This window comes from Streptomyces sp. 8L (assembly GCF_020176795.1).
In the GTDB taxonomy this organism is placed as follows: domain Bacteria; phylum Actinomycetota; class Actinomycetes; order Streptomycetales; family Streptomycetaceae; genus Streptomyces.
The window spans coordinates 1-14,171 of record NZ_JAIUKE010000340.1; the positions used below are offsets into that span (position 1 = coordinate 1).

Genomic DNA, 14,171 nt, shown 5'->3' on the forward strand with positions numbered 1-14,171 from the left:
GGGGCCATGGGCTTGCGGGCGAGGCCCGGACGGACGGGGCCGGGCAGCCAGGTGCGGCCGGGGCGCAGCCGGGCGCGGATGGGGCGCCAGAGCGCGTCGGCGTCGCCCGGGCGCTGGGGGGTGGCCCGCCAGAGCAGGCCCTCCGGATGGTGCAGGACCGCCGTGACCTCGTCGGGCGTGGGCGGTTCCGCGTTCCCCCGCAGGTAGACGGCGCGCAGACCGAGATTGCGGAGCCTGGTCAGGGCTCGCGCTCGGTTCTCCGCATGGACCAGGACACGTACCGTGCCCCCCTGAGCAGCTGGTCCGGGCACGGTCAGCGCCACCACCACTCTGCCGTTCGGGAGCCTGCTGAAGCCTCCGCCTGCCATGATCGATCCTCTCCCCCCGCGATCCGTCTCCGTGATCCCGTGATCGCGGTCCGCGATCCCGTGAACGTGGTCCCGCGATCCGTGGTCCCCTGATCCCGCGGCCCCGTGAGACGCGCTGTCAATAAGAAATGCACAGCTGCACCTAAACACGATCGGCCGTCGCCCGCTAGAGGGGCAACGGCCGATCATGCTCTGACCTGCTATTTTAACGCTTAACGGGCCGACGGTCCCACATGGACTGTCATGGTCGCGCCATTGATGGGCTGGCTGACGATGCTGATCCTGGTGCGGGTGTCAGGAACCTTGACGCTGCCCTGGGGGTTCGCCGGGTCCCAGTAGCCGCCCCGGTGATCATCGAAAGCGGTCACCCCGCCGAGCGGCTTGATCCGGGTCGGCACGTCCGCGTTGTGCAGCGTGAGGGCCGGCGTCGGGTACCAGCTGAACGGTGCGTCGAAGGGCTGGATGCGGTTGCGCATCAGCGTCCCGTCGGACCACCGCAGCGCCTTCGGATGCGCGTCCACCGGCAGGATGAGCCCCTCGCCGGGGTGCACGCTGGTGTTGTTGTCGGCCTGCGAGGTGTCCCAGTACCAGACCAACATGCCGTTCTGGTACGGGAAGTGCTCGACGGTGAGGTTCTTCGGCGCCGTGAAGCCGAAGTTGTACGGGCCGGTGCGCAACGTCTTGTCGTAGCTCGTGTACTGGCGGTTCTCCACGATGTAGTACTGGTCGTAGTCCTTGCTGAAGGACCCGCCGATGCGCGAGAAGCCCGTCGCGGTCCAACCGGGGTCCGCCGTCTCCGCGTTGTCCGTGAACAGCGGTGTCCCGTCGGCCACGACGCTGATCTCGTCGGCCGCGAAGCCCTTCTGCGCGACGCCGCCGTCCGTGAGGTAGCGGAACCGCAGGTCGAACTTCTTGCCCGCGTACGCGTCGAGCGGGTAGACGAGCTTCTTGTACGCGCCCGACGTCCCGGTCAGCGCGGGCTTGTCGCCGCCGTCGCGCGGGATGGCGGAACCGTCCGCCGTACCGTCCAGCGGCGTCCAGTTGGCGCCGCCGTCGGTCGAGGCCTCCGCGTACAGGTAGTCGAAGCCGTCCTCGATGTCCCACCAGCCGTCGAGGGTCAGCGAGGCGGCCGACCTGCCCGTCAGATCGACCGAACGGGTCAGCGTGTTCTTGAGGTTGTCGCCCATGCCGCTCCACCACTGGGACGAGCCCTGCGCCGGCTCGACGACCGTGGTCGTCTTCTCCTTCTGCGGCAGGTCCACCACCAGCGCCTGCGGGTTCTTCGTGTTGTACTCGGACACCCCGAGCTTCACCGTGGAGCTCTTCGCGGCCTTCGCCTGCGCGTAGTTGAGCCAGCCGAGCTGGAGCTTGTCCCACGCGGTCATGTCGCCGGGCAGGTCGCCGATCGCGTTCTTGCCCGTACCGAGCCAGGAGCCGGACGACATCAGGTCCCAGAACGCGGTCGAGTTGTCGCCGCCCGCGGTGTCGTAGTTGTCGGGCAGGCCGAGGTCGTGCCCGTACTCGTGGGCGAAGACGCCGAGTCCGCCGTTCTCCGGCTGCATCGTGTAGTCGCCGACCCAGATGCCGGTGTCGCCGATCTGGGTGCCGCCCGCCTTGTTGCCCGAAGGCCCCGTGGCGCCGGCGTCGGAGCCGTACGCGTACCAGCGGTGCGCCCAGATCGCGTTGGTGCCCTCCGCGCCGCCGCCCGCGGACTCGTCCTCGCCCGCGTGCACGATCTGGAAGTGGTCGATGTAGCCGTCGGGTTCGTTGAAGTCGCCGTCGCCGTCGTAGTCGTAGCGGTCCCACTGGTCGTACTGCGCCAGGTCCGCCTTGATGTCGGCGCTCGACTCGCCCTTGGCCTTCTGGTCCGCGACCCACGCGTTGACGCCGTCGCGCACCGCGTCCCACACGGACGGGCAGGTGGTGCCGCCGCAGTAGTTCGAGCCGTAACGGGCCTCGTTGTACGGGATCTTGACCCAGTCGGTGACCTCGCCGTCGACCGAGTACCGGCCCGAGGACTGCTTCTCGTAGTACGTCTTCAGCGACTCGCGCTGCTTGCCGTTCCTGTCCTTGCCGGTGCCGAAGTACAGGTCCTGGAAGTGCGACTGGTTGTAATCGGCCTGCCAGGCGGTGGAGTTGTCGTCCTTGCGGTCCGGCTCGGCTATCTCGTTGTGCGCCGGGCCCGGTGTGCCGCCGTACTGCGTGACGGGCGGCTTCGGTCCGTCGGGGCCGTCCGGGTCGTACGTCGTCGTGTTGTCGACCTTGTCGCCGAACTCCACGAGGATCGTGAAGATCCGGTCCGTCTTCTCCCGGCCGAGCTCCACGTACTTGCCGCCGCCGAGCTTCACCACGCTGGAGGGCCCGCGCTTCTCGACCGCCCGGTGCCCGGAGAGCACTTGGTCGAGCGCCGCCTTGCGCTCGTTCGTCCGCTGCTTGGTGAAGGGGCCCGGCAGGTCGTGTGCCGCCTGGCCCGGCTGCGGCGCCGGGTCGCGGCGCTCCACCTGGGCGGCGCCGGCAGCGCTCCCGTGGTTCTCCTGCGCCTGGGCCGTACTGAAAGCGGAGGCCGTCGCGGCGGTCGCGGCGAGTGCCACGATCACCGCCGCGACGCGCTTCGCCGCTCTGGCCGGTCTCTCCGGTCCTGTCCTGGTCACTGGCTGGTGTCCTCCCCCGCGCCCGCGCCGGAGACCGTCCTTGTGGGGGACCACCCGGCCGGTGCGCGCCTGTACGCGACCTATGCGCGTGCTGTACGCGGTTCAAGTGGCGCTATTGGACCGGAGTTGACGAAGAAATGACAGTCTTGACTTGTTCACAAGGATTCAACTATGGAAAGCGGAACATCAGATGATCGTTCCTTGAGGGTCCGGCCTCGCTCGGAGAGCGAGCGGGGCGGTGCCGGGGGCGCGCACCGGACGGCACTGGGGGGCGTTCGCGTGAATCCGTGCGCCCCCCATGCCCCGCACCGTGGGTTAGGTCACGCTTACCGCGCGTTCCCGTCGGGCATCCACCGTCGTAGAGTCGCGCTGCCGGTGCGACCCGCGCGCAAGCACCCTGACCCTGAGGGGTCCCTACAGCCGGTACCACCCCGAGACTCCGGCACATGCTCCGAGGGACGGAAACGCCATGCCGCGTCCGAACGCCGCACAGATCGCCTACGGTTCAGCCACGGTCGTCTGCTCAGCGATCGCCATGCTCCTGCTGTCGGGCGTCCCGACCGGCGCCGGCATCGTGGTGATCGGAGTCGCCGCCCTCGCGCTCGGCCTGCTCGTCGCGCTCACGGTGCCGCTGCCGCGCCGGGCCCGAGCAGCCCGCGAGGCGTCCTCCGCAGCCTTCACGGCCCTGGAGGAGACAGCGGCGGAGAGCGCCGAGGGGGCGATGGCCGCGAGGCCGTCCCGCGTACGGCCGTCCCGCCTGCACCCGGGCGCCGGGGCCGGAATCGCGCATGTGGGGCAGCACTCGGTACGGCGCTAGCCGGTCGCCGGCGGCGGCCTCTGCCCCGGACGGCGGCCTCAGGCCACGACGACGACCGTCTTCGCCGCCTTGTCGTGCCAGCCTTGCTTGTACGGGCGGCTCGCCACGATCGACAGGGCGATGACGATCCACCAGACGCAGTAGCAGCACAGCAGCGCGGGCAGCCACAGCACCGTGGCCCGCAGCAGGGACGCGCCGGTGCCGGGCACGGCGCCGTCGGCGAGCATCCCGACCCGCAGCCCGAGCCACCGTTTGCCGAGCGTCCGGCCCTGCGTATGCGTCATCCAGGTGTCGTAGGCGATGTACACGACGATCGAGATCAGCGTCCACAGCCACTGCTGCTCCGTGTTGATCTGATCTCCGAGGTTGTCGGCCTCGCTCTGGCCGTTGGACGTCGACAGGTCGAAGCCGTTGGCGGCCAGCGAGATGATCGCGAGCGGGATGGCGATGATCAGCGCATCGATGATCCGTGCCGCGAGACGCGTCCCGAAGGGCGCGAGGGGAGGCATCCCGGCGAGCGGGCCCCCGCCCCCGTACGGGTCGCCTCCGTAGGGATCGCCCCCGTAGGGGCCGGGACCATAGGGGCCGGGGCCGCCTTGACCACCGGCACCGCCGGGCCCACCGGAACCTCCGGGGCCTCCGCCGTAAGGCCCGCCGCCGTAGGGCCCCTGTCCGCCGGGGCCCGGGGGCGGTGGCGGCTGGCCGTAGGGGCCGGAGCCGGGCGGCGGCGCCGAACCCTCAGGCGGCGGCTGCCGGGGAGACCCCGGCCGCTTCAGGAAGGGGTCGTCCTCGGGCGGCCGGCCGGAGGTCGGCTCTTCGTTGCTCATGGGGGCAGTGCACCGCGCGTACCGGGACGCCGCCAACGCGCGACGCCGTTCGGGCGAACGGATTGAGGCGTACGCGCTCAGCCCGTGGGGCCCGCCACGAACGTATGGGCCGCCTTGTCGTGCCAGCACTGCCGCCACGGCCGGTCGAACAGGCACCACAGGACGTTCAGAACGCCGACCACGAGCAGCCCGAGCACCCCGTACAGCAGCCAGCGCGCCAGCGCCGCGCGGAACCCCGGCGGGTCGAACGACTCGATGTCACGGACCGTGAGGCGGCAGATCCTCTTGCCCAGCGTGCGCCCCCACCTCGCGGTCGGCAGCGCCTCGTACAGCACGCCCACGACCAGCAGCGCGGCCACGGCGACGGCCAGATACACGCCGGTCGTGCCGTCGAGCAGATAGACCGTCACGGTACGGCCGGCCTGGCGGGCCGAGTCGATCTCGCCGTCGATGTGCGTACGGGCGCGCAGCGCGAGCGGCACGGCCACGGCCCCGGTGACCGCGCCCACGACGACGCTGTCGATCAGCCGCGCCACGAACCGCCGGCCGAGCCCGGCCGGGCGGGCGCTCGCCTGGGCGCGGGCGGCGGCCTGGAACGGGTCGTCCTTCGGCGGCTTCCACGGCACCACGGGCGGCTCGGCTCCGGGCGGCCCGGAAGCGGAGAAGGGCGAAGGGGAGTGAGCGGGAGAGGCCGCGGGGGACGGTGCCTGGGCCGCGGGTCCCGCGGTCTCCGCGAGCGCGTGCACCTGCTGCGCCCAGGGTGTGGCACCCGCAGCGGGCGCGGCCCCGGGGACGGGACCCGCCGCCCGGCCCGGTACGGCCTCAGGCGCCTGCGCCGGGCCGCCGGGCAGTGCGGCGGGCGCGGCACCCGCGGCGAGCCTGCCGCGAGAGGCCGAGCGCCGCTCCTGTGCGGGTACGGCACGGATCGAGAGAGTGCCCTCCGCGCCGTCGCCGGGCGCGCCGTCGTCGCCCTGCTCCTTCGCGCGCCGTGCGGCGGCGAGGGCGCGAACTGCGGCGGCTCCGTCGACGGGCGGGACCTGGCGCGCGGGCGCGCCGTGCCGCCCCGACTCGTCGACGGAACGGGACGGCAGCGGCCCGGGGAGCGGGCCGGGTGACGGTACGGCGGGTACGGACGCCCCGGCGTCCGCGCCGGAGCGCGCGCCGGGGAGCGGCGTCAGCCCCGTGAGCCCGGTCGGCGGGGCCGCGGACAGCTCTGAGGGGTCGGCGGGCGACGAGGGGCCGGGCACGCGGGGGTCCGGCTCCGGGGAGCCCCAGGAGACGCGGTGGTCGTGCTCGCCGCCGAACCCGGCCTGGCGGGAGACGTCGGCCCCCCAGGCGGACGCGGGCTCCTGCGGCACGAGCGACGTACCGGGCACGGCGTCGGGCCCGTCGGCGACGCCCGCGGAGGGGTCCTCGTCGAAGAAGACGGGGCCGGTCTCCTCGAACGGCTGTGCGGCGGACGTGCCGCCCGCGCCATCACCCGAACGGGAAGCGGACGAACCGGAAACCGGTGAACCGGAAGCGGCCGGGCCGGGAGCCGCAGGACCGGGAGCGGACGCCTGCGCGGCGGCCTCGCTGCCGGGGGGCGCGGGCATGCTCGTACCGGGCACCCAGGCGGCGCCGTTCCAGTACCGGACGTAGCCCGGGATGGATGGGTCAGGGTAGTAGCCGGCCGCGGGGCCGCCGTCGGCCGATGTCGGGGCGCTCATACCGTGGTCCCGTATCTCCTCAAGAGCCTTGTTCAAGGCATCACATCTATCAGAACACCGACCGCCGTCGGGCCGGTCCTCTCGTTTGCACCACTTTTCGGTCACGGACTTGTCACACACCGTGAGGTGAAGTGTGGCGCACTCACGGAGCCCGGCCAAGGGTTCACGCGAACGAGGGCCCCTCCGTACGCGGAACGAGAGCCGGGGCGCTTCCCCGGAACCGGACCGCTCGCGGAACGAGGCCCCTCCGTACGCGGAATCCGGACCCGTCCCCGGAACCGGACGCGTCCCCAGAACCGGACCCGTCCGCCGGAGCCCGGAACCGACCGGCGCACCGCACCTCGTCATCTCGCCACCGGCGACCTCTTCACCTCGTCACCCTCACCGTCGCCCGTCACCGTCACCTCGTCATGCGCGGGCCTCTCGTCGTCATGTGCGGGCCCCTAGCCCCTCGTCCCCGACGGGAATGGGAACGGCCCGCTCCGGAAGATACTCGCGTCCCCGGGCGCCGAGCGGCTTGAGGGCGGCGTTGCGCGCGGAGCCGCGACCGGTCAGCGAGTACTCGACCCGGAGCACCGGCCGTTCGTCGAACACGTCGCGGCGCGCGATCCCGTTCTTCTCCAGTTCCCTGGCCCGTCCTTCTCCAGTTCCCTGAGGTGCCCGGGAGAGGACTTTTTCGCTGACATCGGGGATCAGTCGCCTCAACTCGCAGAAGCAGTGGATCTGTTCACCCGGCGCCCACAGAATGACGACTTTCCATTTACCGCTGATGACTTCCACCGCGGCGTCAAGACCGCGGTGCGTCGGCCTGACCCTGCTGCCCACCGGCCCGTCCACCCCGTCTCGCGGAAGTGCTACGACTGCCCAACTCCCCGCCCGCACAAGCGAACAGGCACCAGGGTAACGCCTCGGGCGCATCGCGCCCTTCACAGTAAGTACTTGAGCGCTCACGAACAGCCCGACGAGTGTCGTGAGCGTCGGGAACGGGCGGGGAATTCGCCGCACTTCAGGGGTTCTTCATCGCGAGGAGTCTTTTCCGAGATGGCGGAACGAACAGCGGTAACCAGAATCGGTTTCGGTGATCGGCGTCGGCATGACGGGCACCGCGCCCGCGTCCGCCAGGACGCGCGTGACGCCGCGGGCTGGGCGGAGTCGCTGGGGCTTGGTATTTGGACGGCCGCTTCATGGCGGTACCGCAGGGCGTCGGCGTGGCGTGGTCGCCGCTGTTCTACGGCGGCTCGCGCGCGGCCTTCGAGGCGCGCGGGCCGGCCCCGCGCGCCCTCGGCGGCAACAGCGTGTACCTCGGCGAGGACGCGGGGGCCGCCGCGCTCCACGACCTGAGCCTGCTCGGCGTCCCGTGGACGTCACCGGCCGGGGCGCCGCACGGATGCACCCCGAACCAGCGCTGACCAGCACCGAAGCGGCACCGGAGCAGCGCTGAACCAGCACCGAACCAGCACCGAACCAGCACCCGTAAAAAATCATGGAGAAAGTCGCGTCATGACTGCGGGGCAGGCCGCTCTCTTCCAGTACGGCGCCCGGACAACCAGTCCCGGGGCCGAACGAGGGAGAGGACGGACACCATGGGCGCCACGAACACCGTCGTGGAACGGGAACTCGACGTCGACCTGATCCTGTCGCCGGAACTCAGCGTGGCCGTGCCGGCGCGGCTGACGTACCGGACGGCGGACCCGTACGCGGTCCACATCGCGTTCCACGTCCACTCGGCGAACCCGGTGTACTGGACGTTCGCGCGGGAGTTGCTGGTGGAAGGCGTGTTCAGGCCGTGCGGGCACGGGGACGTACGGATCTGGCCCACCCGCGCCGAGGGGCGGGGCCTGCTCTCCCTCGCGCTGTCGTCACCGGACGGGGACGCGCTGCTCCAGGCGCCGCTGGGGCCGGTGTACTCGTGGGTGGAGCGCACACTGCGGGTCGTACCGCCGGGCACCGAGGCGGGGCGGCTCGGGATCGACGAGGGCCTCGCGGCGCTCCTCTCGCCCACACCGGCGGACGATCTGTGGCTGCGCGACCCGTGGCCCTCGGACGAGTCGGACTGCCAGGACGCGGGTGAATGACACGGCACGGGCCAGATCACACGTGCGTCGCGTGACACATCGCGGAGGAGATCACGCGTGCGTCGGGGGACGCATGACGGGACACATCACACACGCGTCGCGGGACACACGAGACACATCGTGCGATACGCCACGTGACGGCCGCACCGGCCTCCGTGGATGAACAGCAGGTGGCGGAGGAAGGACGACAGGAGGTCATCTACCCTTTGGGCGACACACGGGTCGGCGGAGGGCGAGAGGGAACACCGAGATGACGACTGCTCCGGCATTGGCGGAACTGCGCGAGGTCTGCCAGCCGAACGCGAAACTCGCGAGCCGCAACGGTGAGCACTGGGCCGGACGCATGTACATGCGGACGATCTCCCTGCACGCCACGCGCCAGCTCGTCCGCACCCGCGTCACCCCGAACTCGCTCACCTGGACGATGGTGGTCTGCGGTGTCCTGGCCGGTGTGGCGCTGCTCATCCCCGGGCTGATCGGGGCGCTGCTCGCCGCCGTCCTCTTCCAGCTGTTCCTGCTGTTCGACTGCGTGGACGGCGAAGTGGCGCGCTGGAAGGGGCAGAACAGCGCGGTCGGCATCTATGTCGACCGCCTGGGCGCCTACTTGGCGGACGCGGCCCTGCTCGTGGGCGCGGGTTTCCGTGCCGCGCGCGGCGGTTCGGCGCTGTGGGTGTCGGTGGGTATGGCCGCCGCGCTCGGCATCGTCCTGCTGAAGGCGTCGACGGACCTGGTGGACGTGGCGCGCGCACGGCGCGGGCTGCCCGTCGCGAGCGAGGAGTCGACGGCGCCGCGCGCCCAGTCCATCGCGCTCGCCCGCCGTATCGCCTCCGCGTTCAAGATCCACCGCATCACGAACGGCATCGAGGCGTCGCTGCTCCTGCTGGCGGTGGCGATCGTGGACGCGGCGATGAACAGCACCGAGCCGACCCGGATCGCGGTCGCGGTGATCGCGGCGGTGAGCTGGGTCATGGTGGTGGCGCACCTGGCGTCGATCATGAACTCCTCGCGCCTGCGCTGAGGTCCCTTGCCGGGGGCGCCGGTCAGCCCGGAGCGCCGGTCAGCCGGGGACGCCGGTCGGCCAGGAGCACCGGTCAACGGGCGGAGTCACAAGTAGATCTGCACTTCACAGTCCCGGCAGTGGGTCTTTCCCGCCCGCTGCCGGACGACGTGGTGTGCACACCGCACCCCGCCGGCCGGGCGAGGCCGTTCGGCCGGCGGCAGGACGGTGACCCGGTCCGGGGACGTCGACCACTCGATCCCGCCCCCGAGCGGCCGGATGAACGCGAGCCGGTACGTGCGCACGGGGCGCGCGTCGGGGTCGTCCCAGTCCCCCAGGAACATCAACTCCCCCACCCGCCCGCTCTCTTCGTCCCGTACGACGGGTCGCCCCGCGCCCTCCTTCACGAGCGGGCCCCCTTCGCGACCACAGCGGCCAGCGCGTGCGCGACGGGCGCGGCACAGCGCCCCAGCTCGACCAGCCCGTACCGCCCGCCCGCCACGGGGACGACGTCCATCGCGGGCAACTGAATCCCGGCGGCGCGCAGCGCGGACGCGAGCGCAGTGCGGGCGGCCTCGGCCTCCCGCACCTTCTCCCGACTCGGGCTCGAATCGTCCTGACGTTTCCTCATATTTATCGAAATTCCTTCCGCTCAGCGTGAGATGTGACTACCGTGCGTGGCGAGGACAGCACCAGCATGGAGCCACGGAAGGGCCGGATTCGCCGTCGCGGACCGTCGTTCCGCCGCTCCGGCGGGCAAATTCCACACCTTCCACCCCCGCATCGAGGGAGGCCGGCGAAGTGCCGCAGAGACGAGTCGTCACCGGCAGGAGTCAGCAGCCGCGCCAGCGGTTCGTCGAGGAACTGAAGGCGTTACGCGCGGCGCGCGGCGACAGCCTGCGCAGACTGGGCGAAGTCCTCGGCTGGGACTGGTCCCTGTTCGGAAAGATGGAGAGCGGAGACACCCTGGGCGGGCCCGAGGTGATCCAGGCCCTGGACCAGCACTACGGGACACCGGGCCTGCTGCTGACGCTGTGGGAACTCGCGATCGGGGACCCGACCCAGTTCAAGGAGCAGTACCGCCGGTACATGGTGCTGGAGGGCGAGGCGGTGAGCTTGTGGCACTACGCGCCCGGCGTACTGCCGGGTCTGCTCCAGACGGCCGGGTACGCGACCGAGCTGCTGGCCAGTGGCGGCGCAGGGGGCGAGGACCTGACCCAGCAGGTCGAAGCACGTGTCAGGCGGGCCGAGTTGCTGGGCGGCAAGCATCCACCGCACTTCCGTACGATCCTGTCGGAGGCGGTGTTGCGCACACGGCTGCGGGAGCCGGCCGAGTACCGCGCCCAGTTGGAGCACCTGGCAGAGATGGCGGGCCGCCCGAACATCGCACTCCAGGTGGTCAGGAACGAGGTCGGCCTCCACGGGCTGCGCAGCACAGATCTCATGTTCCTGCGCATGCACGACGGCGAGACCACGGCGTACGTCGAGAACGACCATCGAGGCGAACTCATCACCGAATCCAGCAGGGTTGAGGCACTTCAGCGACGATATGATGCGATGCGCGACTTGGCCCTGTCACCGGCCGAGTCGGCGAAGTTCGTAGAACGTCTCCTGGAGGAGGAACCGTGCGACGTACCGACCTGACGATGGCGGCCTGGCGCAAGAGCTCGTACAGCAACAGCGACGGTGGCCAGTGCGTCGAGTTCGCGGACAACCTCCCTGCCGTCACGCCCGTCCGTGACAGCAAGAACCCCGGCGGGCCCGCACTTGTCCTGCCCCGCACCACCTGGACCACCTTCATCACCGCACTCAAAACCGACCGGATCTAGCCACTCCGAGAGGAACACCGTGCAGCCCACCGACCTGACGGCAGCGGCCTGGCGCAAGAGTTCGTACAGCAACAGCGACGGGGGCGAATGCCTGGAGTTCGCGCCCGGTCTCACCGCCATCACCCCGGTACGTGACAGCAAAAACCCCGGCGGACCCGCGCTCGTCCTGCCCCGCACCACCTGGACCACCTTCGTCACCGCGCTGAAGGCCGGCCTGGTCTGATCGCGGCGCCGCACGGCCGCGTCGCGTCGGTTCCGCTCCAGCACGGTGCCGGGCGTCACCCACCAGATCCAGCCAACTAAATATGCAACTTTATTGAAGACTTGACCGGCCTGAACGCCGCCCGTACAAAGTGGTCTTGACCAATTTATTCAAGTGGTCGAGACCACTCCGCTCATGTGCAAGGCGGCATTCTTCCGGAGCCCCGGCTCGGGCGAGGTGCCGTGATCGCGACAGCTCCTCTCACCCCATGGAGGGTCCATGCGAGTCGGAAGACGGATTCTGCGCAAAGCTCTCATAACCGGCTCGGCGCTCGGGCTGACGCTCGGCGGCGCGGCCTTCACCGTGGCCGCCGCACCCGCCGCCCAGGCGGCCGGCACATGCGCCGCGGCCTGGAGTTCCACCACCGCCTACACCGGTGGCCAGCAGGCGAGCGAGAACGGGACCAACTACACCGCCAACTACTGGACCCAGGGCAACGACCCGGCGACCAGCAACGGCGGAAGCGGGTCCGGACAGCCGTGGACGTCCAACGGCGCGTGTACCGGCGGATCAACGGGCGGAGGAGGCGGGACAGAACCCGGCACCGGCACCGGCACGGGTTCCGTGAACGGGCTGCTCTTCAGCCCGTACAAAGACGTCACCATCAACATGAACTGGAACACCTACCAGATGCAGTCGGCCGCGGGCGGGTCCGTCCTGCCGCTGGTGGGCTCCGGCAGCATGGTGTCGCAGTACGTCCCGAAGCTGCCCGCGGTCACGGTCGCGTTCGCCACCGGAGCCTGCGGCAGTGAGAACTGGGGCGGTGTCTCGGGCGCCAACTGGGCCTCCGAGAACGTGCCGCAGCTCCAGTCCGCCAACCTGGACTACGTCCTCTCGACCGGTGGGGCGGCCGGTTCCTTCACCTGCGGCTCGACGGCGGGCATGGAATCCTTCATCGCCCGTTACGCCAGCCCGAACCTGGTCGGCGTCGACTTCGACATCGAAAGCGGCCAGAGCGCCTCGGACATCCAGAACCTGGTCGCCGCGGCGGCCGGAGCACAGGCGCAGTACCCGAACATCCAGTTCTCGTTCACGCTCGCCACGCTGGGCGCGTCGGACGGCAGCTACGGCGGTGTGAACTCGCTCGGCGACTCGGTCGTCAAGGCGGTGCTCGGCTCCAGCCTGAAGAACTACGTCATCAACCTGATGACCATGGACTACGGCAGCAACGCGTCGAGCGGCGTGTGCGTCGTCTCCGGCGGCACGTGCGAGATGGCGCAGTCGGCCATCCAGGCGGTGAAGAACCTGGAGCACACCTACGGGGTCCCGGCAAGCAAGATCGCCGTCACGCCGATGATCGGCATGAACGACGCCACCAGCGAGACCTTCACCGCCGCGGACGTGGACACGCTGACGTCGTACGCGGTCAGCAACGGCCTGGCCGGACTGCACCACTGGTCACTGGACCGCGACACGCCCTGTTCCGCCTCGTACGCCTCCCCCACCTGCAACTCGATCCCCAGCACGACACCGCTGCAGTACACCAAGAAGTTCATGAGCGACCTCGGGGACTGACCCACCGACGAAGGACCCGGGGCGGGCCGCGCACGGACGACACCGTGCGCGGCCCGCCCGCTTCCTGTGAGGCCTTCAGGCGGGCGGGCGCCGTCGCCTCACGCGACCGCGTCGCGACGGAACAGCGCCGCCCACAGGAACGGGACACCGTAGAGGGCTGATTCGGGTGGCTCCTCCCGCATGCGGCGCAGTTCCACCTCCACCAGGCCGGAGAAGATCCGGCGCAGCGACTCGGGTGTGTACGCCAGGCCGCCCCCCAACGCGCGTGCACGGTAGAGCTCCTCGTCGGTGAGTTCGGACCCCATGCCCCCCTCGCCCGCGGCGAAGCAGGTGAGCGCGAAATGACCGCCGGGGGCCAGGACGCGGTCGAGGAGACCCAGGTAGCTCACACGGCGGTGCGGCGGCAGGTGGTGGAAACACCCGGAGTCGACAACCAGATCGTACGGGCCGCTCAACTCGGTGGCGGGCAGGGCGAACACGTCACCGCTCAGGAAGCGGGCGCCGATCCCGGCCCCGCGAGCCCGGTCCTCGGCCCAGGCGACCGCCACCGGCGAGAGATCGACGGCGTCGACCTCGAAGCCGCGCGATGCGAGGTACAGGGCATTGCGCCCCGTCCCGCACCCCAGGTCCAGGGCGCGGCCGGGAGCGATCAGGCCCCGGTCGACACAGGCGGCCAGGCTCTCGTCCGGCTTCGGCACGAAGAACGGGACCGGCCGAGACCGGTCGGCGTAGAAACGGTCCCAGAAGTCCTTGCCGTCACCGGTCGCCGGGCCGCCGCCGGCTCCGGGTGGCGTGCTGAACAGCCGGTCCAGAAGCGTGAAGACGTCCTCGACGGTGCGTACGGCCCGGTCCATCCGGTCCCCCCCTCGGCCGAGGTCGACTCTAGGGGCGGGCGAGGCGAAACACCAGGTCAGGCGGGATTTCGCGATGGCCTGAGGGCCCTGTCACGGACCTCTGAGGGGACCGGAGGCCCCCCACTCTCTCCAGCCTCTGACGCGTGTCCCCCAGGCCCCTTCCGGGGCGGGGAGAGCCCGTCCTCGACCGCGGCCGAGGGCTCTTTCGTGGAATTTCCGGGCCGCCTCCCGCCGGGCCGGTGGTGTGCGGGGCGGGCGGGGGACGTC

16 protein-coding genes are annotated in these 14,171 nt (G+C 70.8%); 8 read left to right on the top strand and 8 right to left on the bottom strand.

What is annotated here, in order from left to right; translation table 11 throughout:
* A partial coding sequence (locus LCE31_RS25530; RefSeq protein ID WP_225018039.1) for a hypothetical protein occupies window positions 1-368 on the bottom strand: 368 nt, incomplete at its 3' end.
* A gap of 212 nt (window positions 369-580) precedes the next feature.
* Window positions 581-2,959, bottom strand: coding sequence for an immune inhibitor A domain-containing protein (locus LCE31_RS25535; RefSeq protein ID WP_225018065.1), 2,379 nt, complete (start codon window positions 2,957-2,959; stop codon window positions 581-583).
* A gap of 529 nt (window positions 2,960-3,488) precedes the next feature.
* Between LCE31_RS25535 and LCE31_RS25540 the strand changes: the two genes are divergently transcribed.
* Window positions 3,489-3,836: a hypothetical protein gene (locus LCE31_RS25540; RefSeq protein ID WP_225018041.1), complete on the top strand. Its 348-nt coding sequence runs from the start codon at window positions 3,489-3,491 to the stop codon at window positions 3,834-3,836.
* A gap of 38 nt (window positions 3,837-3,874) precedes the next feature.
* Here LCE31_RS25540 and LCE31_RS40940 read toward each other — a convergent pair whose 3' ends face one another.
* The 3 genes from LCE31_RS40940 to LCE31_RS25555 all read right to left on the bottom strand — a co-directional run bounded on the left by LCE31_RS40940 (window position 3,875) and on the right by LCE31_RS25555 (window position 7,152).
* On the bottom strand, window positions 3,875-4,345 hold the full coding sequence (locus LCE31_RS40940; RefSeq protein ID WP_308042307.1) for an RDD family protein: 471 nt from the start codon (window positions 4,343-4,345) through the stop codon (window positions 3,875-3,877).
* Between the two features lie 395 nt (window positions 4,346-4,740).
* Window positions 4,741-6,372, bottom strand: coding sequence for an RDD family protein (locus tag LCE31_RS25550; protein ID WP_225018045.1), 1,632 nt, complete (start codon window positions 6,370-6,372; stop codon window positions 4,741-4,743).
* 429 nt (window positions 6,373-6,801) lie between these two features.
* On the bottom strand, window positions 6,802-7,152 hold the full coding sequence (locus LCE31_RS25555) for a winged helix-turn-helix transcriptional regulator (protein ID WP_225018048.1): 351 nt from the start codon (window positions 7,150-7,152) through the stop codon (window positions 6,802-6,804).
* A gap of 404 nt (window positions 7,153-7,556) precedes the next feature.
* Between LCE31_RS25555 and LCE31_RS25560 the strand changes: the two genes are divergently transcribed.
* The 3 genes from LCE31_RS25560 (at window position 7,557) to LCE31_RS25570 (ending at window position 9,465) form a co-directional block, all read left to right on the top strand.
* Window positions 7,557-7,781 carry a hypothetical protein gene (locus LCE31_RS25560; protein ID WP_225018050.1) on the top strand — a complete coding sequence of 75 codons (225 nt, stop codon included), beginning with the start codon at window positions 7,557-7,559 and terminating at the stop codon, window positions 7,779-7,781.
* A gap of 174 nt (window positions 7,782-7,955) precedes the next feature.
* Window positions 7,956-8,447, top strand: coding sequence for an SsgA family sporulation/cell division regulator (locus LCE31_RS25565; RefSeq protein WP_225018052.1), 492 nt, complete (start codon window positions 7,956-7,958; stop codon window positions 8,445-8,447).
* Between the two features lie 250 nt (window positions 8,448-8,697).
* Window positions 8,698-9,465 carry a CDP-alcohol phosphatidyltransferase family protein gene (locus LCE31_RS25570; protein WP_225018054.1) on the top strand — a complete coding sequence of 256 codons (768 nt, stop codon included), beginning with the start codon at window positions 8,698-8,700 and terminating at the stop codon, window positions 9,463-9,465.
* An 86-nt stretch (window positions 9,466-9,551) separates the two neighbouring features.
* Here LCE31_RS25570 and LCE31_RS25575 read toward each other — a convergent pair whose 3' ends face one another.
* Both LCE31_RS25575 and LCE31_RS25580 read right to left on the bottom strand, forming a co-directional pair.
* Window positions 9,552-9,851 (bottom strand): hypothetical protein, encoded by a 300-nt coding sequence (locus LCE31_RS25575; protein ID WP_225018056.1) that lies wholly within the window; start codon window positions 9,849-9,851, stop codon window positions 9,552-9,554.
* Entirely contained in the window at window positions 9,848-10,075 is a 228-nt protein-coding gene (locus tag LCE31_RS25580) for a hypothetical protein (protein WP_225018057.1), read from the bottom strand. Before LCE31_RS25580 ends, LCE31_RS25575 begins: the two co-directional genes overlap by 4 nt.
* A 170-nt stretch (window positions 10,076-10,245) precedes the next feature.
* Here LCE31_RS25580 and LCE31_RS25585 point away from each other — a divergent pair, with 170 nt between their 5' ends.
* The 4 genes from LCE31_RS25585 (at window position 10,246) to LCE31_RS25600 (ending at window position 13,050) form a co-directional block, all read left to right on the top strand.
* Window positions 10,246-11,088: a helix-turn-helix domain-containing protein gene (locus tag LCE31_RS25585; RefSeq protein ID WP_225018059.1), complete on the top strand. Its 843-nt coding sequence runs from the start codon at window positions 10,246-10,248 to the stop codon at window positions 11,086-11,088.
* A gap of 2 nt (window positions 11,089-11,090) precedes the next feature.
* Complete coding sequence (locus tag LCE31_RS25590; RefSeq protein WP_263632279.1) at window positions 11,091-11,273, top strand: DUF397 domain-containing protein; 183 nt, start codon at window positions 11,091-11,093, stop codon at window positions 11,271-11,273.
* A gap of 19 nt (window positions 11,274-11,292) precedes the next feature.
* Window positions 11,293-11,496 (top strand): DUF397 domain-containing protein, encoded by a 204-nt coding sequence (locus tag LCE31_RS25595; RefSeq protein WP_225018062.1) that lies wholly within the window; start codon window positions 11,293-11,295, stop codon window positions 11,494-11,496.
* A 258-nt stretch (window positions 11,497-11,754) separates the two neighbouring features.
* Complete coding sequence (locus LCE31_RS25600) at window positions 11,755-13,050, top strand: carbohydrate-binding protein (protein WP_225018063.1); 1,296 nt, start codon at window positions 11,755-11,757, stop codon at window positions 13,048-13,050.
* A 98-nt stretch (window positions 13,051-13,148) separates the two neighbouring features.
* Here the strand turns inward: LCE31_RS25600 and LCE31_RS25605 are convergent, their stop codons facing one another.
* Window positions 13,149-13,904 carry a class I SAM-dependent methyltransferase gene (locus LCE31_RS25605; RefSeq protein ID WP_225018064.1) on the bottom strand — a complete coding sequence of 252 codons (756 nt, stop codon included), beginning with the start codon at window positions 13,902-13,904 and terminating at the stop codon, window positions 13,149-13,151.
* Window positions 13,905-14,171 lie beyond the last annotated feature (267 nt).